The sequence below is a fragment of the Ruegeria sp. BC5 genome, assembly GCF_056539205.1.
In genome coordinates, this window is record NZ_JBQFUN010000001.1 from 1,366,232 (window position 1) to 1,384,164 (window position 17,933).

The 17,933-nt window shown below is 58.7% G+C and carries 22 protein-coding genes; 10 read left to right on the forward strand and 12 right to left on the reverse strand.

The window, feature by feature from the left end; all coding sequences use genetic code 11:
• Positions 1-58: 58 nt before the first annotated feature.
• A complete protein-coding gene (locus ACR0LY_RS06845; RefSeq protein WP_170348005.1) occupies positions 59-580 on the reverse strand; it encodes a DUF2478 domain-containing protein in 522 nt (173 codons plus the stop codon).
• Positions 581-652: 72 nt separating this feature from the next.
• Positions 653-1,318 (reverse strand): NnrU family protein, encoded by a 666-nt coding sequence (locus ACR0LY_RS06850; RefSeq protein WP_170348004.1) that lies wholly within the window; start codon positions 1,316-1,318, stop codon positions 653-655.
• Between the two features lie 53 nt (positions 1,319-1,371).
• Between ACR0LY_RS06850 and ACR0LY_RS06855 the strand changes: the two genes are divergently transcribed.
• The 3 genes from ACR0LY_RS06855 to ACR0LY_RS06865 are packed head-to-tail and all read left to right on the forward strand — an operon-like array spanning position 1,372 to position 2,876.
• Entirely contained in the window at positions 1,372-1,503 is a 132-nt protein-coding gene (locus ACR0LY_RS06855; protein ID WP_480640672.1) for a hypothetical protein, read from the forward strand.
• Positions 1,487-2,149, forward strand: coding sequence for a DNA-3-methyladenine glycosylase I (locus ACR0LY_RS06860; RefSeq protein WP_170348003.1), 663 nt, complete (start codon positions 1,487-1,489; stop codon positions 2,147-2,149). Before ACR0LY_RS06855 ends, ACR0LY_RS06860 begins: the two co-directional genes overlap by 17 nt.
• Before the next feature lie 58 nt (positions 2,150-2,207).
• Positions 2,208-2,876 (forward strand): hypothetical protein, encoded by a 669-nt coding sequence (locus tag ACR0LY_RS06865; RefSeq protein WP_480640674.1) that lies wholly within the window; start codon positions 2,208-2,210, stop codon positions 2,874-2,876.
• 3 nt (positions 2,877-2,879) lie between these two features.
• Here the strand turns inward: ACR0LY_RS06865 and ACR0LY_RS06870 are convergent, their stop codons facing one another.
• The gene (locus tag ACR0LY_RS06870; RefSeq protein ID WP_170348001.1) at positions 2,880-3,284 is read right to left on the reverse strand and encodes a c-type cytochrome; all 405 of its coding nucleotides are present in this window, start codon (positions 3,282-3,284) and stop codon (positions 2,880-2,882) included.
• Positions 3,285-3,376: 92 nt separating this feature from the next.
• Between ACR0LY_RS06870 and ACR0LY_RS06875 the strand changes: the two genes are divergently transcribed.
• Positions 3,377-3,814, forward strand: a complete 438-nt coding sequence (locus ACR0LY_RS06875) for a DMT family transporter (protein ID WP_170348000.1) — start codon at positions 3,377-3,379, stop codon at positions 3,812-3,814.
• Here ACR0LY_RS06875 and ACR0LY_RS06880 read toward each other — a convergent pair.
• Together ACR0LY_RS06880 and ACR0LY_RS06885 are read right to left on the reverse strand one after the other, a co-directional pair.
• Complete coding sequence (locus ACR0LY_RS06880; protein ID WP_170347999.1) at positions 3,798-4,484, reverse strand: ABC transporter ATP-binding protein; 687 nt, start codon at positions 4,482-4,484, stop codon at positions 3,798-3,800. The two genes, ACR0LY_RS06875 and ACR0LY_RS06880, sit on opposite strands and share 17 nt — an antisense overlap.
• Entirely contained in the window at positions 4,477-5,772 is a 1,296-nt protein-coding gene (locus ACR0LY_RS06885) for a lipoprotein-releasing ABC transporter permease subunit (RefSeq protein ID WP_170347998.1), read from the reverse strand. The genes ACR0LY_RS06880 and ACR0LY_RS06885 overlap by 8 nt, the downstream gene beginning before the upstream one ends.
• Before the next feature lie 377 nt (positions 5,773-6,149).
• On the opposite strand from ACR0LY_RS06885, the gene ACR0LY_RS06890 reads away from it, so the two are divergent.
• Positions 6,150-6,503 (forward strand): hypothetical protein, encoded by a 354-nt coding sequence (locus ACR0LY_RS06890; RefSeq protein WP_170347997.1) that lies wholly within the window; start codon positions 6,150-6,152, stop codon positions 6,501-6,503.
• A 2-nt stretch (positions 6,504-6,505) separates the two neighbouring features.
• On the opposite strand, the gene ACR0LY_RS06895 is transcribed toward ACR0LY_RS06890, so the two are convergent.
• Together ACR0LY_RS06895 and proS are read right to left on the reverse strand one after the other, a co-directional pair.
• Positions 6,506-7,417, reverse strand: a complete 912-nt coding sequence (locus ACR0LY_RS06895; RefSeq protein WP_170347996.1) for a glycosyltransferase family 2 protein — start codon at positions 7,415-7,417, stop codon at positions 6,506-6,508.
• Entirely contained in the window at positions 7,401-8,741 is a 1,341-nt protein-coding gene (proS, locus tag ACR0LY_RS06900; protein WP_170347995.1) for a proline--tRNA ligase, read from the reverse strand. Before proS ends, ACR0LY_RS06895 begins: the two co-directional genes overlap by 17 nt.
• Positions 8,742-8,909: 168 nt before the next feature.
• Between proS and ACR0LY_RS06905 the strand changes: the two genes are divergently transcribed.
• The 5 genes from ACR0LY_RS06905 (at position 8,910) to ACR0LY_RS06925 (ending at position 14,697) form a co-directional block, all read left to right on the forward strand.
• Positions 8,910-10,274, forward strand: a complete 1,365-nt coding sequence (locus ACR0LY_RS06905; protein ID WP_170349345.1) for an FAD-dependent oxidoreductase — start codon at positions 8,910-8,912, stop codon at positions 10,272-10,274.
• A complete protein-coding gene (locus ACR0LY_RS06910; protein WP_170347994.1) occupies positions 10,274-11,248 on the forward strand; it encodes an isopenicillin N synthase family dioxygenase in 975 nt (324 codons plus the stop codon). The genes ACR0LY_RS06905 and ACR0LY_RS06910 overlap by 1 nt, the downstream gene beginning before the upstream one ends.
• A 91-nt stretch (positions 11,249-11,339) precedes the next feature.
• Positions 11,340-12,413, forward strand: coding sequence for an AI-2E family transporter (locus ACR0LY_RS06915; RefSeq protein WP_170347993.1), 1,074 nt, complete (start codon positions 11,340-11,342; stop codon positions 12,411-12,413).
• Positions 12,414-13,103 (forward strand): HdaA/DnaA family protein, encoded by a 690-nt coding sequence (locus tag ACR0LY_RS06920; RefSeq protein WP_170347992.1) that lies wholly within the window; start codon positions 12,414-12,416, stop codon positions 13,101-13,103. It abuts the gene before it with no gap.
• A gap of 49 nt (positions 13,104-13,152) precedes the next feature.
• A complete protein-coding gene (locus ACR0LY_RS06925; protein WP_170347991.1) occupies positions 13,153-14,697 on the forward strand; it encodes a Ppx/GppA family phosphatase in 1,545 nt (514 codons plus the stop codon).
• Here the strand turns inward: ACR0LY_RS06925 and ACR0LY_RS06930 are convergent.
• Genes ACR0LY_RS06930 through ACR0LY_RS06950 form a run of 5 tightly spaced genes read right to left on the reverse strand, consistent with a single transcriptional unit; the run spans position 14,694 to position 17,899 of the window.
• The gene (locus ACR0LY_RS06930; protein WP_170347990.1) at positions 14,694-15,065 is read right to left on the reverse strand and encodes a hypothetical protein; all 372 of its coding nucleotides are present in this window, start codon (positions 15,063-15,065) and stop codon (positions 14,694-14,696) included. The two genes, ACR0LY_RS06925 and ACR0LY_RS06930, sit on opposite strands and share 4 nt — an antisense overlap.
• 38 nt (positions 15,066-15,103) lie before the next feature.
• On the reverse strand, positions 15,104-16,081 hold the full coding sequence (locus ACR0LY_RS06935) for an endonuclease/exonuclease/phosphatase family protein (RefSeq protein ID WP_170347989.1): 978 nt from the start codon (positions 16,079-16,081) through the stop codon (positions 15,104-15,106).
• Positions 16,082-16,085: 4 nt separating this feature from the next.
• Positions 16,086-16,766, reverse strand: coding sequence for a molecular chaperone DjiA (locus ACR0LY_RS06940; RefSeq protein WP_170347988.1), 681 nt, complete (start codon positions 16,764-16,766; stop codon positions 16,086-16,088).
• Positions 16,767-16,775: 9 nt separating this feature from the next.
• A complete protein-coding gene (locus ACR0LY_RS06945) occupies positions 16,776-17,300 on the reverse strand; it encodes a GNAT family N-acetyltransferase (RefSeq protein ID WP_170347987.1) in 525 nt (174 codons plus the stop codon).
• Entirely contained in the window at positions 17,297-17,899 is a 603-nt protein-coding gene (locus ACR0LY_RS06950) for a VOC family protein (protein WP_170347986.1), read from the reverse strand. Before ACR0LY_RS06950 ends, ACR0LY_RS06945 begins: the two co-directional genes overlap by 4 nt.
• Between the last annotated feature and the right edge of the window lie 34 nt (positions 17,900-17,933).

The following is a 17,933-nucleotide window of genomic DNA, read 5'->3' on the forward strand; positions in this document are numbered from 1 at the left end:
AGCACAGGTGGAACGAAACAAGTCAGGATTACAGAGGTTTACCCAACGAGAGGTTAACTCAGGCCGCAGCCGCGCGTTGCGCGTTGACCCGGTCGAACCAAGCAGAGATGGCTTCGAGGTTCGGCTCCAACTGCTCGGCCGCGCCGACGGTGAACTCTTGAAACTTTTCCTTGTTCAAACCGTTCACGCCGACCAGCACGGGGATATCCAGTGTCAACGCTTCGGCGATCACCGGGCGAAAACCGCGCCCGTCAGCCTCATGCTTGCCGAATTTGTTGATGATCAGCAACTGCGGCGCATCCTCAAGCGAGTTGGTGACATACCCCACAGCCCGCTCCAACGCAGCCGGGTCCAGCCGACAACCGCGCGAATGCTCGCCCAGAGATTGCGAGATGCGGATGGTCTCGCCATCTGGCAGCACACGGACATCCATGTCGCATTTGCTGCTGTCGGCGCATTCGGTGTTAGTTTGAACCACGCCGACCAGACGGGCATCGTTGGCCAGAAGATGTTCGGCAACGGCGCTCAGCAGGCGGTCGGTCGCGCCGCGATCGGTGGTGGTAACATAGGCCAGATACATTGAAAGACCCTCATAGTCCTAAAGTGTGACTTTCCAGATAGCACGCATGACCCGGTCCGGCCACTCCTTGCGTTATGGCAGGGGCGAAAGGCCGATCACAGGCGCGTGCAGGTGAAGCAGAACCACAAATGCGGCCAAGGAAATCAGCGCGATCCCCAAGCCAGGCCAGGGTTGCGGCGCGCGCAGGGAAAACCGCGCCGTATTGCGGGATAGGCGTACCCATTCGATCCCCATATCGCGCGCCTTGCGCTGATCGATCAGCGCCATGCCCCACGCCGCAAAACCTGCAAAAAGACCAAATAAGATGACATGCGACAGGCTGCCATTCGCCAGAAGATGCGCCAAGGCCCACAGCATCATGGCAGCAAGAAGCGGGTGACGCGTGGCGCGCAGGATACCGGGGTTTTCGGGGTCGAACCGACGGTGACCCAGGCCGCCAAAAGAAAACGGATTTTGGATTGTCAAACCTGCCACCGCCAACCAGCACACCACAGGCATAGTCAACAGCGGCACCCAACGCAGGATGGGAAGCGGTGGAATTACTTCAACATAGGGCGCTTGCGCTGCGGCGACGATCAGCCAGCCCAAAACTAGCAGGGACAACGCGGAATACGCCGTAAAATACCCCCTGCGTCCCATCACGTCGATCAACCGCCCGCGCACGACGGGTCGGGCGGGGATGGCGTGGGTCAGCAGAAAGGTGATCAGTGCGGCAAGGAAAAGAGCCCAACCCAGCATGGCATTCTCCGTTAATTTTGGCCCCTATTTAGGTCCGTGACGCGGCATGATCCTTGTCCGAAATCAAGTCGGGTGCGGCGCATGGGGTTTCCGCGCATGTTCTGGGCATATTGTTTCAACGCTTGCAACCCGACGATGAACAGGCAACCCTGCCTGCGGAGGACACCGATGCACCATTTCGATGAGATCTACACCATGGCTGCCAATCGCCACGGTGGGCCCGACGCTTTGCGGGCCAAGCTGAGCAAACCTAAAAGCGTGGCTGAGTTGACCGCCCTGCCCGATGATCGCTGGCTGTCGATCATCACGAAATGCGTCTTTCAGGCCGGGTTCAACTGGAAGGTTATCGAAAACAAATGGGATGGGTTTGAAGCTGCCTTTGATGGTTTTGACGTCGGCCGCTGCGCCTTTATGGATGATGAGAAGTTCGACGCCCTGCTGCAAGACACCCGCATTGTCCGCAACGGCACCAAGATCGCCACGGTCCGCGACAATGCCGCGTTTCTGTTGGAACTGCGTCAGGAAGGTGGTGTGGGAAAGGTGCTGGGCGGCTGGCCCTCGACTGATTACGTCGGCTTGCTGGCGATGCTAGGCAAGCGCGGGTCGCGTCTGGGTGCGGCCTCGGCGCAATACGCCATGCGATTTGCCGGGCGCGACAGTTTCATCCTGTCGCGGGACGTCACCGCCCGATTGATTGCTGAAGGCGTGATCGACAAAGCGCCAAGCTCCAAGAAGGCGATGGCTGCCGTTCAAGACGCATTCAACACCTGGATGGACCAATCCGGGCGGTCGTTGACGGAAATCAGCCGGGTTTTGGCGATGAGCCTGTAAAACCGGTTGCAGTGCGGGTGCTTCACACTAGGCTCACTTCATGACCTGCCGCATTTTGATGATGGTTCTCCTTCTGCTTGCATCCTGCGGTCGCCCGCTGACCGAGCAGGAACGTGCTTTTGCCAGCGCTGTTCAGGGCGAGTCGCTGAATCTGGATCGGGTGCGCCTGGTCGAGGGGGCTCCGGTCGCGCCAATCACGTTTTACCGCAAGGAACGGCCCCGTCTGGCCTGCCGTGAACGCATATTGCCAGCCCCGACCGAAGGGGTCGTCACAGCAAAGCCCGCCGCCGTAGCCCTGTTCAACAAGGTCTATTTCACGCGTGAGTGGTATCTTGAGGACTATATGTCCGACTTCCCCGAGCAGATGAACCTAATCGCCGGAATGCTGCTGGCGCATGAGCTGACACATGTGTGGCAATGGCAGAACCGGAAAACCACAGGCTATCACCCTTTGCGTGCAGCGGCCGAGCATGGTGGCAACAAGGACCCCTATCTGTTTGATATCGAAACCTCGTCCGACTTCCTATCCTACGGGTTTGAACAACAAGGCGCGATTGTCGAGGAATATGTCTGCTGCCGGGCGCTGGACCCTCAAGCCCCCCGCACCCAACGCTTGCACGACATGCTGGGCGCGCATTTCGACATTTCACCCCTGCCGAACCAACCGCGTGAGCGCGATATCGTCATCCCCTGGAGCGGCGCAAAGACCGAAGGCATTTGCCGCTAGACGTTACCCGCCTTGCAATGTTTCAAGATAGGCGATCAGATCCACGATCGGCTGGCTGGTCAGAATCGGCTGCCCCTCGGGTGTTTTCATCGAGGTGTCCTGCCCGTCGAAATAAGGACCATAGACTGGCATCGGGCTGCCGTGGCTGACCAACGGATCGCGCCCGTCAATCCGCGCAACGACGCGCGCAGTTGGGAAAACACCGTCTTCTCCGGCCAGCTTGGTCAGATCAACCGGCTGAATGACCAATATCCCCGCCATCGGCCCATGCCCGGTCGCATCGATTCCGTGGCACGTTGCACAATAGTGCTGATACAGCTCGGCCCCGGTATCCACATCCTGCGCCGCGACCTGCGCAGCGGTCACAAGCACTCCGAACGAAACGGCAGTCATTAGGGGTCTGGGCATCGCATCCTCCTGTCAAGATTGACATATACAGGCTTGCCCGAGGGCCGGCTTGGCGCAATGATCCAGATCAACGAAGCAGATGGGTACGGGCAATGACACAATATGCAGTTATCATGCTGGCCGCCGGGATTGGCGTTCCAATCCTTGCCGCTCTGAACGCGGCGCTTGGAAAGCTGATCGGATCACCGACCACCGCCGCCGTCATCCTGTTCGCCATCGCGTTCGGAGCATCCACGCTGGTGATGGTTCTTTTTACCGGCACGGGCGCGCTGCCCAAAGTCACGCAGGCCCCGAAACACCTGCTATTGGCCGGTGTCCTGATCGCCTTTTACGTCCTATCCATCACCCATGTCGCACCGCATTTCGGTGTCGGTAATGCGGTGTTCTTCGTTTTACTCGGGCAACTGATCAGCACGGCAGCCATCGACCACTTCGGACTTTTCGGCGCGCAAGTCACGCCACTGACATGGATACGCGCAGGTGGGATCGCCGTGATGGCCGCGGGCGTTGCGATCACTCAACTGGCCTGAGTACACCGCCCTCCAACCGCAGCTTGCGGTCCATCCGCGCGGCAAGTTCCATGTTATGCGTGGCGATGAGTGCCGACAGCCCCTCGTCCCGCACCAGTGCCATCAGCGCGTCAAACACCTGATCCGAGGTTTCGGGATCCAGATTTCCTGTCGGCTCATCCGCCAGCAGAACGCGCGGCTTGTTGGCCAGCGCCCGGCAAAAAGCAACCCGCTGTTGTTCTCCACCTGACAGCGCCGCCGGGCGGTGATCAGCGCGCGGTGCCACGCCAACGCGGTCCAGCAAAGACTTCGCCCGCGCCTGTGCCGCCGCCTCGGACACCCCATTGGCCAGTTGCGGCAAGGTGATATTCTCCAGCGCAGTGAATTCCGGCAGCAGATGGTGGAACTGATAGACGAACCCCACGTCCTGACGCCGCAAAGCGGTGCGGATCCGGTCGCCCTTACCCTTGACATTCTGACCCGCAATCTCGACCGAGCCGTCATCCGGCGTGTCCAGCAAACCGGCAATGTGCAAAAGGGTCGACTTGCCCGCACCGGATGGCGCAACCAGCGCCACCGCTTCGCCTGCGCGCAGTTCCAGATCGGCCCCACGCAGCACCTGAACCTCGCCCGGTGTGCCCTTCAGATAGGTCTTGGTCAGACCGCTCAATCGCAATGTCACATCATTCATAGCGCAGCGCCTCAACCGGATTCAGCCGCGCCGCGCGGCGGGCGGGGAAATAGGTGACGAAAAAGGACAGGCCCAGCGACAAGCCGATTGCCTTCAACACGTCCGACAGGTGCAGTTCGGCGGGCAGGGCATAGATGCCGCGAATGGAAGGGTCCCAGACACCGCCACCCATGACGTAGTTCACGAACGAAAAGATCGGGTCGATAAAAATCGCGAACAAGCAACCCAGAACAACACCCATCACGGTGCCTATGATGCCGGTGAATGCACCGCAGATGAAGAACACCCGCAGTACGGACCCCTCGCTCAGACCGATGGTGCGCAGGATGCCGATATCGCGCCCCTTGTTCTTCACCAGCATGATTAACCCCGAGACGATATTCATCGCCGCAATCAACACGAGGATCGACAGGATGATAAACATCACGTTGTCCTCGACCTCCAACGCGCGCAGGAACCCGCCCGAGGCGTCCTGCCAGGTCCAGATCTGACTTCGTTCGCCGGCGGCCTCAAGAATAGGGATCAGGATCGGTGTTAGTTCTTCGGGGCGGTCAACCATCACCTCGATCTCATCCGCAACGCCCTCGCGGTTGAAGAAGCCCTGCGCCTGTTCGAACGGCATATAAACGCGGGTGCGGTCGATATCATAGCGCCCGGCTGAGAAGACATAGACCACCCGATAGGCATTCACACGAGGTGAGGTACCAAAGGCCGTCTTCACCCCGTTAGGGGACGTCAGTTTGACCGTATCCCCCACAGTTGCCCCAATACTGCGCGCCACGCCCGAACCGATGGCGATAACGTCCTCTCCATTCTGGAATTCGGAAAGATCCCCCACCGCCTGTTCGCTTTCGGCGACGCCGGGCAGGTCCAGCAGGTCGTCAGGCTGAATGCCAAAGACCTCAACCCCGCTGCTGCGCTCGCGATTGGTAATCAGCACCTGCCCTTTGACCAAGGGCGCGGCGCGTTCAACGCCGGGCACCTGCGCAACGCGCTCAGCCACTCCGTCATAATCCGCGATGGTGCGGTCCAGGTTACCCTGCGCATCGAAATTACCCGCCGAGTAGACAGTGACATGCGCATTGGCCCCCAGAATGGTACCCACGAACTCGGATCGGAAGCCGGACCGAACGGCCAGCGTCGCGATCAGGGCAAACACCGCCAGTGTGATTCCGATCAGAGAAATCCAGGTCATCACGCTGACACCGCCCTCGGCACGGCGTGCGCGCAGGTATCGCCAGGCGATCTTCCATTCGAATGGGGCAAAGGGCGGGGGCGTCTTGGCCATGTCTGCTCCGGGGCTTTTTGGTTTGCGCGACCCTTTCGGCATTTGCCGGGATGGTCAAGGTGGTTATGCGCGTCCCGCCCGGCGATAGGCAATCCTGCGACTTTTATTGGCATGGCCTACTACGAATCACCCTAGGTGTCGGGAAGGCCGCTCTGGCGAAAGGAGAGAGAAAGGATCCAGATTACACCCTTGGTTGTGACCCCCTTCACAGACAACCCCCAATTGTTTCAGCTATGAAGTCAATAGGGCCGTTGCGTGAGTTACTGAACTCAAAATGCAACATTGATTAAGCAATATTCTTTCGCCTTTTGCTTATTTTTTAAAACTTTGTCACCCTAGATGTAAGGGGGATATCATTTTTAGAGCGGGGGTCGCTCATGTTTGTAAAGAGTAATAAGGAATTGTTGGACCCGATTTTGGTCCGAAACGCATCTTCAGAACTGGATTGTGAAACAGCAGCATTGTTGCGCGCAGTCATTCGCCCTGTTTTCGATACAGCGGCAAGCTGGGCAAGTTTGACCGATATCCTGAAAGACAAAGGATACCGATTGGCGTTCCGTCAGGGGCGGCTGTGCATTACGGATCGCACGACCGATCAACGGGTTTGTGGGATACGCTTTCTAGGGTTCGAATACAAAGATCTGGTCAGACGTCTGGGCCGTCCGATTGTCGTAGCACGCGGCAACAGTGCGGATGGTGAAATTCTGACGGAACGACCGGAACCGCAGTGAACCTAGAAAGACCGCCAGAACTGAGCCTTGCGACGTAACGTCTTTGTCAGGCTGTAAAGAGCGGCACGCGCGATAGCGGGCTGCGATAGCGATTTCAGCAAAATGGCGCCTGAAACCCGAACCGGCAAATGGCCTTGCTTGTACCAACCAAAGCGCTGCGCGTCCGAGTACCCGGACAGATCGCAGAACTGACTGTAGTTTTTCAGCCAACATGCGGCCATTTCGGCCCCGGCAGCGTCTGTGTCTGCTGATACTCCACCGATCCGAAACAGTGATATTGGGGCCTGCAACCGCTGGCCGGAATGGCCAGACAGGATCATTCGCAAAACCATGTCATAGTCCGCGGCGATACGGAATTGCAGGTCGTGACCGCCCAATTCCTGAAACAACGCCCGTTTCAGGACCATCGCATTGTGACCGAATGGTAAGCGCTGCAAGATGGATTTCGGGGTTAGCCGACGGGCATGACGGCGGTTGCCCTCATCATCGAAAAAGACGGTTTCACCATACACAAAATCGGGCTTATCGGGCTCGATAGCTTTTTGCACCCTCAACAGGCTGTCAGGGTCTGCAATCAGATCGTCCGAGTTGAGAAACAAGACATACTCGCCGCGACACCGATCAACCGCCTGGTTCATCGCGTCATACAGGCTTTTGTCTGCCTCACAGAAATACCGCACCGGAATGGGGTCGCCCGACTCCGAGAATTTCTGAATCGCGTCTTTCAGCAGGTCTTGCGTTCCGTCATCGGATTGGCCGTCCCAGATCACATGCTCGATGTCACGGAGCTTTTGCGACTGCACGCTGTCCAGGGCGGCGAGGACTTGCACCTCGCGCCCTGCTTCGATCAGGTTCCGCGTAACGGTGACGACCGAGATCAGCGGCCGATGATCCTGTTCAGGCGATTTGCTCATAGATTTCGGCAACTTTCGTGACGGCGGCTTCGGGGCTCAACTCCTCGCTTTCACCGGTACGGCGGCAGGTCAGCTCAACGACGCCGTTTTTCAGACCCCGCGGCCCGACGGTGATACGCCACGGCAAGCCGATCAGGTCCATGGTGGCAAACTTGCCCCCTGCCCGTTCGTTGCGGTCATCATACAGCGGCTCAAGACCCAGTGCGGTCAGCGCGCCATAGAGTTTGTCGCAGGCGGCGTCAGCCTCATCATCACCCTGCTTGAGGTTTATGATACCGCAATGGAACGGTGTTACGCCCTCGGGCCAGATGATGCCCTTGTCGTCATGGCTGGCTTCGATGATCGCACCGATCAAGCGGCTGACACCAATGCCATGGCTGCCCATATGGACCGGCGTTGGCTTGCCATCGGGGCCTTGAACAGTCGCGCCCATCGCCTCGGAATACTTGGTTCCAAAGTAGAAGATCTGGCCCACTTCGATCCCGCGCGCCACACGGCGGCGATCTTCGGGCACCTGATTGAACAGCGCCTCGTCATGGGTTTCATCGGTACGGGCGTATTTCGAGGTGAACTCTTCCAGAATGGCCTGACACTGCTCTCGGCTGTCATAGTCGATCTGACGATCACCAAACGTCAGGTCGGTGACGGCGCTGTCATAGAACACTTCGGATTCACCCGTATCGGCCAGTACGAGGAATTCATGGGTGTTGTCGCCGCCGATCGGGCCGCTATCAGCACGCATCGGAATAGCCTGCAGGCCCATGCGCTCATAGGTGCGCAGGTAGGTAACCAGATGACGGTTATAGGCGTGCAGCGCGTCCTCTTTGGTCAGGTCGAAATTATACCCGTCCTTCATGTAGAACTCGCGCCCCCGCATCACGCCAAAGCGCGGGCGGATCTCGTCACGGAACTTCCACTGGATTTGGTACAACGTCAGCGGCAGGTCCTTGTAGCTGCTGACGTGGCCGCGGAAGATATCGGTGACCAGCTCTTCGGCCGTGGGCGTGAACAGCATATCCCGGTCATGCCGGTCCTTCATACGCAGCATTTCCTGACCGTAGTCATCATAGCGCCCGGATTCACGCCATAGGTCTGCCGATTGGATAATCGGCATCTGGATCGCGATATGACCTGCGCGCGCCTGCTCTTCATGGATGATATTTTCCAACTTACGCAGAACTTTGAAACCCAGCGGCAGCCAGGAATAAATCCCGGCCGATGCTTGCTTGATCATCCCGGCGCGCAGCATCAGCCGGTGGCTGACGATCTGGGCCTCGGACGGGTTTTCCTTGAGAACGGGCAGAAAGTAACGGCTGAGGCGCATTGTATGACCTTCACGGGTGAGAATTCGACTTCAAAGGTCCTTATTCCAAAGCCCCGCCGGGGGCAATCGGCCATTGGTTATTTTGCGACCTCGGGACGGTCGGAATTTTGATTGACCCGCCAGCCAAGGTTTTCAATGGTGGCTAAAATGCAAACCCATGAGGCGCCGATGCAAACCATTCAGGAACCCGCCCGTCAAATTCCCGTCGTTCACAAAACCGACGTTCTAGTTGTGGGCTCCGGCCCCGCGGGGCTGGCCGCTGCCTTGGCGGCAGCGCGCGCAGGGGCCGAAGTGTCTCTGGTCGACCGCTTTGGCTGCATGGGTGGCAATATCACCGCCGTGGGTGTCGAAGGATTTGCTTGGTACCGCCATGAGAAAACCGTCGAAGCAGGCGGCATTGGTCTGGAATTTGAAACCCGCGCCCGGGACATGGGGGCAGCGGTGCCAGAAAGCCAGTCGCTCAGCTATGAGTTGGACAGCGAAGGGTTCAAACTGGTTGCTGACAAGCTGGTCGAAGAGGCCGGGGTGCATCCAATGTTGCACCGTCAATTCGTTGCTCCAATCATGGATGGTGACCGGATCACCGGCGTCATCACCGAATCCAAAGCTGGGCGTGAGGCGATTTTGGCCAAGGTAGTGATCGACGCCACCGGGGACGCGGATGTAGCCCATCGCGCAGGCGCGCCCACCTACAAGACCGCGCGCGAGGATATGATGGCCGCTTCGGTCATGTTCCATCTGGCAGGCGTCGACAAGCGCGCCTTTATGGAGGGCGTCAAGGCCGACCCGCAGACCTATAAGGACTGGGGCGGCGGTGGCGAGTGGAACATTGAAACCAGTGGCAAAGAGGACGACATGTTCTCACCCTTCGTCAAGAAACCGTTCCAGCAAGCCATCGAACAGGGTCTGATCCCACCGCATCTGAACACCATCGCCGGCACTTGGGGCGCGGTCCACGATACGGGTGAGCTGACTTATATGAACCTGATCCATATGGACGGGATAGACGGCACCGATCCCGATAGCCTGACCCGTGGCGAGATCGAGGGCCGTCGACAGTCAATGCTAGCCATCGAGGCGCTGCGCCGTTTCATGCCCGGCTGCGAAAACGCGCGTCTGCGGAATTTCGGCATGACCATCGGCATTCGCGACACCCGCAAGATCGATGCGATCTACAATATGACCGAGGACGACGCCCGGCATCAGGGTCGGTTCGAGGATACGATCGGCATCTATCCTGAATTCATCGACGGCTATGGCATCCTGATCCTGCCGACCACGGGCCGGTATATGCATGTGCCCTACCGTTCGATGCTGCCGAAAGGCGTTAAGGGTCTGCTGGTTGCAGGCCGGTCGCACGGGGCGGACAAGGTGGCCCATGCCGCCACCCGCAATATGTCCTGCTGTGCGGTCATGGGTCAGGGTGCCGGGATTGCAGCCGCCCTGTCTCTGAAGAGCAATCAGGACTTGCATGGGCTGAACCTAGCCCCGGTTCATGCTGAACTTGACCGCCAAGGCGTCAGGGTTCACTGATGGGTGGCATTCCCACTATAGACATCGCCCCGCTGTTTAATGCGTCCCATGCGGATTATGAGCAGACCGTTCAGCAGGTCATCAGCGCCTGCACTGACATCGGTTTTTTGTCGATCACCGGAACCGACATACCCACTGACACGGTTCAAAACATGCGCGCCTGTGTGCAGGCCATCTTTGACGTTGAAGAAGGTGCCAAGTGGGATCAGGCCATCACCCGCGACAATTATCGCGGGTTCATCCCGCTGGGGTTCTTCACCCCAAATGACGGGTCTGGCAAGGCGGACAAATACGAAGGCTACAAGTTGCACCATGAGGTCGCCAGCGATGCGCCGATCCGCAACGATTGTGCCTTGTACGGCCCGAATGTCTGGCCGTCACAGGTGCCAGACGCTCGCGGAATGATCCTTGACTACTGGTCCCAACTCGACCGCGTTGCAGATGCCTTGCTGGGTGCGTTGGAAACAGGACTGGGCCTGCCCGCGCGCCAATTGCGGGACGCTTTCCGCGATCCCATGACCAACATGACTCTGCTGCACTATCCGCCTCAAGCCCCCGATGAGGGCGGCTATGGCATTCATCCCCACAAGGACACCGATGCCCTGACCATCATCGCCCCTGATCCCGTCGGCGGGCTTGAAGTGCAAACCCGCAACGGCGGCTGGATCAGCCCTGATTGCCCGCCGGGAGGATTTGTCGTCAATATCGGAGACATGCTGGAACTATGGTCCGGCGGGAGGCTGAAATCTACGCCGCATCGGGTGGTGAATCGCTCGGGACAGGAACGTTACTCGTTTCCTTATTTTGCCGTGCCCCGCCATGACGTGGTGGTTTCACCTCTGGTCGACCCCCTGCCCGGCTTTGATCGGCCTGCGGTACATTGCGGCCATTGGTCTGCGGAAATCTGGCGCACCAACTGGCCGGACGAGGCCGCCCATGACGCCACGCCTGAACTGGGCACGCTCAGCGATTAGCGCCCGGGAATTGTACGGGCGATGAAGCGCTTGCATCATGGGGCTTCATGCGCCAAGAACACTGGCAAGAGCCGAAAACAAGGGGACAGCCATGGCTTTGCCGGTGAAGGATCAGCTCAGGTACTGGGGCATAGCAGCTGTAGTTTTTGTGCTTCTATTGTGGGCACTTGGCGACGTTCTTTTGCCCTTTGTGATTGGCGGAGCAATCGCTTACTTCCTTGATCCAATTGCAGACCGGCTGGAAAACATGGGGCTGTCGCGAATGGCCGCAACTGGGATCATCACCATTGTCGGCGTTCTGGGATTTGTGCTGATGGTGCTGATGGTGGTGCCCGCGCTGATTACCCAGTTGATCGATCTGGTCGAAGTTATGCCCAGTCTGCTTAAAGAACTGCGCGGCTTCATCGAAAAACAATTCCCATCCCTGCTGGATACCGAATCCAGCTCTCACCAATTCCTTGTGTCGCTGGGCGAGACGTTGCAATCCAAAACTGGAGACGTTCTGCAATCCGTCGCCGCTTCGCTGGGATCAGCCATCAACGTGGTGGTTCTGCTTGTCATCGTGCCGGTGGTCGCCGTGTATCTGTTGTTAGATTGGGATCGTATGATAGCCCGCATAGGAGAGCTGCTACCTCGTGACCACGCCCCAACGATCAAGCGGCTGGCGGGTGAGATTGACGATGTTCTTGCCTCATTCGTCCGCGGCATGGGAACCGTCTGTCTGATCCTGGGCACCTACTACGCCGTTGCGCTGATGATCGTTGGTCTGCAATTCGGCCTGATCGTGGGCTTCATCGCAGGGCTCGTGACATTCATCCCCTATCTGGGTGCCCTGATTGGCGGCACGTTGGCTATCGGCCTTGCGCTGTTTCAGTTCTGGGGCGATTGGCTTCATATCGGCCTGGTGGCAGGCATCTTCGCGCTGGGACAGGTGACCGAGGGCAATTTCCTGACGCCCAAGCTGGTTGGCAGCTCGGTCGGGTTGCACCCTGTCTGGCTGCTGCTGGCCCTGTCCGTCTTTGGCGCGCTGTTCGGCTTTGTGGGTATGCTGGTTGCTGTTCCGGTTGCCGCAGCGCTGGGCGTGGTCGCCCGGTTCCTGACCTCAATCTATCTGGACAGCCGCCTGTATACCGGCCTCGACGGGTTGAAGCAGGAAGACGAATAAATGGCCCAACAACTCAGCTTTGATCTACCGGCCAAAACCGCACTGGGCCGCGGAGATTTTTTTGTCTCGCCCGCCAATGCGCTGGCCGTTGCGATGATCTCGGCGACGTCGTGGCCCGGCAACAAGCTGGTCCTCAGCGGCCCTGCCGGGTCTGGCAAAACGCATCTGGCCCATGTCTGGGCTGCCGAAACCGGCGGGCGGATCATTCAGGCCCGCGATGTGCGGTACGAAGACGTGCCCGCCTTGGCCAGCACTCCGATAGCGGTCGAAGATATTCCGATGGTCGCAGGCGACCTCGATCAGCAGAAAACCCTGTTTCACCTGCACAACTTGGTGCTGGCAGAAGGCCATGCGTTGTTGATGACCGGGCGGTTGGCGCCAAAGCTGTGGGAACTGCCACTGCCCGATCTGCAAAGCCGGATCGAAGGGGCGCATCACGTGGCGCTGGACCCACCGGACGATGCCCTTTTGGGGGCCGTTCTGGCCAAGCTGTTTGTCGACCGCCAACTGAATCCCGGACCAGACGTGATTGCCTATCTCGTCAAGCACATGGATCGGCGGTTCAAGACCGCAGCCGAGGTCGTAGCCCGGTTGGATCATCTGGCTTTGTCGGAAAAGCGGGAAATCACCCGCGCTCTTGCGATCCGGGTGCTAAACGCGGACATGACAGATGTCGCATCCGACAATTGACCCGCACACTGCGATTTCGCATTCTGCCACCCGAATATCTGGAATAGACATGGATCAGATTGCAGAAGCCAAAATCCCGGACTGGGGATCGTTCGGCAAGCCCTTGTTCGACAACCCCGAGGCCCGCGCCCTGTCGCGGGTGGGCGTGGTCGACGTTGGATCGAACTCGGTCCGGATGGTAATCTTTGACGGGGCCGCGCGATCCCCGGCTTATTTCTACAATGAAAAGATAATGTGCGAGCTGGGTGCGGGCCTGTCGGAATCCGGGTTCCTTAACCCGCGCGGGCGCAAGCGTGCGCTGTCCGCTTTGCGCCGGTTTCAGCAATTGGCCAATGATCTGGACCTACCGGGCCTGCATGTCGTGGCAACCGCTGCAGTGCGCGAAGCCAAGGATGGACCGGATTTTTGCAATCAGGTTCATTCGGAAACCGGTCTGACCGTTCAGGTCATAGACGGCGGCGAAGAGGCGCGCTTGTCCGCGCAGGGTGTGTTGCTGGGCTGGCCCGGGGCTTATGGCCTGATCTGCGACATTGGCGGTTCATCCATGGAACTGGCCGAGATTGGCGACGGTCAAGTCGGGCGCCGTCTGACCTCGGCCCTGGGGCCATTGAAACTACGCGATATCAAGGGCGGGCGGCGCGCGCGCAAGGCCCATATCAAGGCCACCATGGAAGAACTGCGGGATCAGCTGGGGCCGCAGCGGGATCGCCTGTTTTTGGTGGGCGGCAGCTGGCGTGCTTTTGCACGTCTGGACATGCTGCGCCGGGGTTATCCGCTGAACGTGCTGCATGAATACCGCATGACCACAAAGCAGGTCCGTGAGACCATAAAGTTCATCGAAAAAGGTGATCCGGATCAGCTGCGCAGTCAGGCGGGCGTGTCTAGTTCCCGCATGGCGCTGATCCCCTATGCGATGGACGTTCTGGCGCGGCTGATCCGCACTTTCAAACCAAAGGACATCGCGATCTCAAGCTATGGCATCCGCGAAGGGTTGCTGTACGAACAAATGCCGCAGATTCTGCGCGACCGTGACCCGTTGATCGAAGCCAGCTACTTCTCCGAAGCCAAAGATGCCCGTCTGCCCGGATTTGGCAAACACCTGTTTGATTTTGTCATGCCGTTGTTCAAATCCGCTCCAGAGGCACGCGTGCGCCTGATCAAGGCTGCCTGCCTGCTGCACGACGTCAGCTGGCGCGCCCATCCCGATTACCGGGCCGAGATTTGTTTCGACAATGTCACCCGCGCCAATCTGGGCGGATTGAAACATTCTGAACGGGTTTTTATCGGCCTTGCGCTGCAACACCGTTATCGCAATAAACGCGAGGGCAACCGGTTCGAGCCGCTTTACAAACTGCTGGACGAGAAAGATCAGAAACAGGCTGAAATTCTGGGCAAGGCCATGCGCTTTGGCGCCATGCTGTGGATGCACCACGATGTCAAAATGGGCACGCTGCGATTCTATCCCAAAAAGCGTCAGCTTGAACTGCGGCTGCCCAAAGCCGCAGAACCATTGTTCAGTGAGGTGGCCGAAGCGCGCCTGAATTCCTTGGCGAATGCCCTAAAGTCAGAGGTTCACGTCACTATCCGAGGTTAGATTTCCGTCGCTCCGTCGGCTTCTTCTTCGATTTGCTCGGGCTCTTCTGGTTGATCCTCAGGCTTTTTGCGGATGATGATATCCCCATTGGGCAATATCTCAGGCGCTTCATAGGCGCTCCAGTCCTCGATCTCACCCGCCAGTTCGGCCAGGGCTGGGCCCATCTCTTCAAAGAATGACTGCATTGCTGGGCCAAATTGGCTGACCAGCCCCTGCAAGTCTTCCAGCGCGGGTTCCATTTCCTTGCGCAAACCTTCAAAAAACAGTTCGGCCCCCTGCTCCATCAAGGATTTGCCGGTATCTTCCTCGGCCTGTGCGGGCAAGGCCAGCGCGACCGATAACGCGCAGATCGCAATGAGATGTTTCATGTCAAAGAATATAAGCAGAGCCTTCCGTCGATAAAAGGTCACAACGCGATATCCAGAGTAACGGGGAAGTGGTCGGACGCGGTCAACAAGGCCTGATGCAAGTCCTCTGACGCACGAAGGCCTGCGTCTTTGAAAGGGTGCCAGATACGCCACGCCGGACGATTGGCGCGCAGGTTTTCACTGACCATGATGTAGTCCAGCAGCGCCTCAAGATACCGCCCACCCTCGCGGGCAAACCGGGCGGTTGACGGCTCTGCGTCCGTCCCCGCGGCATGCGGGTCAAACAATCCGGCCTGCAGCAGAATTTCGACCGAGGATCGGCCAAACAGGTGTTCAAACTCATCCAGCCCCGGCCCATCGTTCAAATCGCCCAGTAGGATGACCTGTTCCTCGGCCTCGACATGCGCTTTGACACGCCGAGACAGCCACACGGCCTGCGCCAGTTGCTTGCGGCGATTCGCGATCGAGATGCGGATCGCCTCATCCCGCGATCCCGCCCCGTGCGGGGCCTTGGATTTCAGATGCGCCCCGATCAGGCGAAGCTGCGCGCCGGATCGGATCTGCACCGCCAGTTCCATCGGGGGTTTGGAAAAACGCACAAGATCCTCGGTCGCATCGATATCGAGGTCGATATGGAACACGTCGTCGAACCTGGGGGCCGCATCGTTGCCCGCAACCGGGTCGTGCCGCGCTTGCAGCACATTCGGATCGTAAAGCAGCGCCAGCTCTTGATGGGTATCGTTGGGAAACCCCATCACCGCGTGTGAGGTGCGCAGATCAAACGCCTCGGCAAAATTCTGCAAAGCACGGATGGTGTCCTGCGATTTCCCGGAATTGGGGGCTTCGACAATCAAAACTGCATCCGCGTCAATTGCCGTCAGAACCTTGGCGATGGCCTCAACCTGCTGCGCTTTGGTGACGTTGTGACGACCGGACCAGCGATCATTGACGACCAAATTATCATTGCGGTCGAACAGGTTGGCGAACCATTCAATATTGTAGGTCGCCAACCGCATTCGCCTACGCCTGTGCGCCGTTGATCTCGTCCCAGGCGCGGTTGATGTCGATCATCTTTTTCTCGGCCAGACGGATGGCTTCCTCGGGCACGCCGCGGGCCATCATCGCGTCGGGATGGGTATCACGAACAAGTTGCCGCCAAATCTTGCGGATTTCAGGCAGCGGCATGTCGTGCGGCACTCCCAACACGGTATAAGGGTCATTGGGTGCGTCAGGCACAAACCGCGCGCGCAAGGCCATGAACTGCGCGTCGGTCTGACCGAAAATGCGGCTGACCTGTTCCAGAAATTCGTTCTCGTTTGGGTGATAGAACCCGTCGGCCATGGCGATGTGAAACAGCCCCTCCATCAGGTCGCACAGCGTGGTGCTGTCATCGGCAAACATACGGGCAATCTTGCGGGCATAGTCCTGATAACCGGCAACGTCCGTCCGGGCCATGTCGAAAACACGTGCGGCACCGGCCTCATCATCGCGGGCAATCTGGAAGACATCGCGAAAGGCGGTGACCTCATCCCGCGTCACCTGCCCGTCAGCCTTTGCCATCTTCGCACCCAGCGCGATCACGGCAATTGCAAACGCAACCGAGCGTTCCGGCGGCGTGCGCAGTTTTTCAAATACGTCCGTAAGGCTTTCACCCTGGGCAAGCGCACTTAGCGCATCGGATATGCGGGTCCAGATCGACATGGGCGCACCCTAGCGTCCGAAATCGCGACTGTCAGGTACGACAGGTGGGTCAGAGGAAATAATTTTCTGCATCAGCACAAGATCCAACCGTTTGCCCCATTTGAATCCAACCTCTGGCATGTGCCCGACTTGCTTAAACCCCAGCGCCGCGTGGAATGCGACCGCCCCAGGATTCGCCGAGGAGATCCCGGCCACCAGCACATGCACACCTTCCACCCGGGCGGCGGTCTCAAGCGCCGCCATCAATGCCCTCCCACCCCCCTGCCCCCGCGCATCAGGTGCCAATTGGATCGTAAGCTCGCGGCACTGCGCGTAACCTGGCCCGGAGCGGTATGGGCCGTAGGTGGCAAAACCCACAACTTGCTTGCCTTTTCCCGCAACCCAATAGCCGTCCCCACGAGAAACGATTTCCTTGGCGATGCTTTCGACGCTGCGCTCATCCGTGGTGAAGGTCACAAGCGTATCGCGGATGATCGTGTTGGTGATTTCCGCGATTGAGGCGGCGTCCGCGACCTTTGCGCGCCGTATTTTCATTCCAGCACGCGGGGGCCATGCGGGGTTTCGAACTCGGCCCGCAAGGCGGCCGGACCGGTATCGAACACCACGGTTTCCAGATTACCCAGCAACCGCGCCAGATCCAAAGCGTCAGGATGAAAAACCACCAAACGTCTCAGGCGGCATCCACTGCCTTGCAACATACGCGCCGGGTGTAGATCGCCGTGCCATTGAATGAGCGCAGGAAACAGATTGTCGAATGGCAGCCGCCCGTTGGGCGGGACCGCCATTTGCCACCTCAGCGCGCCTCGGGTCAGGTCAATTGGTTGGCCTACGCCATCTGGGAATATGGACAGTGCGGCCTGGATATCTGAGACCCGGCATATCCAGTTTGTTAGGCGCGGCTGGCCAGAAAATCGATCCAGATCGAACCACCGTGTGCGCTTTAGTTTTGGTGCCTGCGGATCAATCGCGATGGCCTCGAGATAAAGCTCATCCCGCAAACCCAGTAACCGGTTGTGCGTGCCGAAAGCATCATGTTTACCGCCCGCCTGCAGTGGCACTCCCAATGCCTGTTCGATATGGGCCGAGGCTTCTTCCAATGTTTCGCCCGCAACCGCCAAATGATCCAGTAACACGTGCGCTGCCTCCAACAAAAAACGACCAGATCCC

Bases quoted from the DNA above. Each gene is read 5' to 3' on its own strand.
- ACR0LY_RS06845 (WP_170348005.1), bottom strand. From the start codon at position 580: ATGTATCTGGCCTATGTTACCACCACCGATCGCGGCGCGACCGACCGC.
- ACR0LY_RS06850 (WP_170348004.1), bottom strand. From the start codon at position 1,318: ATGCTGGGTTGGGCTCTTTTCCTTGCCGCACTGATCACCTTTCTGCTG.
- ACR0LY_RS06860 (WP_170348003.1), top strand. From the start codon at position 1,487: ATGCACCATTTCGATGAGATCTACACCATGGCTGCCAATCGCCACGGT.
- ACR0LY_RS06865 (WP_480640674.1), top strand. From the start codon at position 2,208: ATGATGGTTCTCCTTCTGCTTGCATCCTGCGGTCGCCCGCTGACCGAG.
- ACR0LY_RS06870 (WP_170348001.1), bottom strand. From the start codon at position 3,284: ATGCCCAGACCCCTAATGACTGCCGTTTCGTTCGGAGTGCTTGTGACC.
- ACR0LY_RS06875 (WP_170348000.1), top strand. From the start codon at position 3,377: ATGACACAATATGCAGTTATCATGCTGGCCGCCGGGATTGGCGTTCCA.
- ACR0LY_RS06880 (WP_170347999.1), bottom strand. From the start codon at position 4,484: ATGAATGATGTGACATTGCGATTGAGCGGTCTGACCAAGACCTATCTG.
- ACR0LY_RS06885 (WP_170347998.1), bottom strand. From the start codon at position 5,772: ATGGCCAAGACGCCCCCGCCCTTTGCCCCATTCGAATGGAAGATCGCC.
- ACR0LY_RS06890 (WP_170347997.1), top strand. From the start codon at position 6,150: ATGTTTGTAAAGAGTAATAAGGAATTGTTGGACCCGATTTTGGTCCGA.
- ACR0LY_RS06895 (WP_170347996.1), bottom strand. From the start codon at position 7,417: ATGAGCAAATCGCCTGAACAGGATCATCGGCCGCTGATCTCGGTCGTC.
- proS (WP_170347995.1), bottom strand. From the start codon at position 8,741: ATGCGCCTCAGCCGTTACTTTCTGCCCGTTCTCAAGGAAAACCCGTCC.
- ACR0LY_RS06905 (WP_170349345.1), top strand. From the start codon at position 8,910: ATGCAAACCATTCAGGAACCCGCCCGTCAAATTCCCGTCGTTCACAAA.
- ACR0LY_RS06910 (WP_170347994.1), top strand. From the start codon at position 10,274: ATGGGTGGCATTCCCACTATAGACATCGCCCCGCTGTTTAATGCGTCC.
- ACR0LY_RS06915 (WP_170347993.1), top strand. From the start codon at position 11,340: ATGGCTTTGCCGGTGAAGGATCAGCTCAGGTACTGGGGCATAGCAGCT.
- ACR0LY_RS06920 (WP_170347992.1), top strand. From the start codon at position 12,414: ATGGCCCAACAACTCAGCTTTGATCTACCGGCCAAAACCGCACTGGGC.
- ACR0LY_RS06925 (WP_170347991.1), top strand. From the start codon at position 13,153: ATGGATCAGATTGCAGAAGCCAAAATCCCGGACTGGGGATCGTTCGGC.
- ACR0LY_RS06930 (WP_170347990.1), bottom strand. From the start codon at position 15,065: ATGAAACATCTCATTGCGATCTGCGCGTTATCGGTCGCGCTGGCCTTG.
- ACR0LY_RS06935 (WP_170347989.1), bottom strand. From the start codon at position 16,081: ATGCGGTTGGCGACCTACAATATTGAATGGTTCGCCAACCTGTTCGAC.
- ACR0LY_RS06940 (WP_170347988.1), bottom strand. From the start codon at position 16,766: ATGTCGATCTGGACCCGCATATCCGATGCGCTAAGTGCGCTTGCCCAG.
- ACR0LY_RS06945 (WP_170347987.1), bottom strand. From the start codon at position 17,300: ATGAAAATACGGCGCGCAAAGGTCGCGGACGCCGCCTCAATCGCGGAA.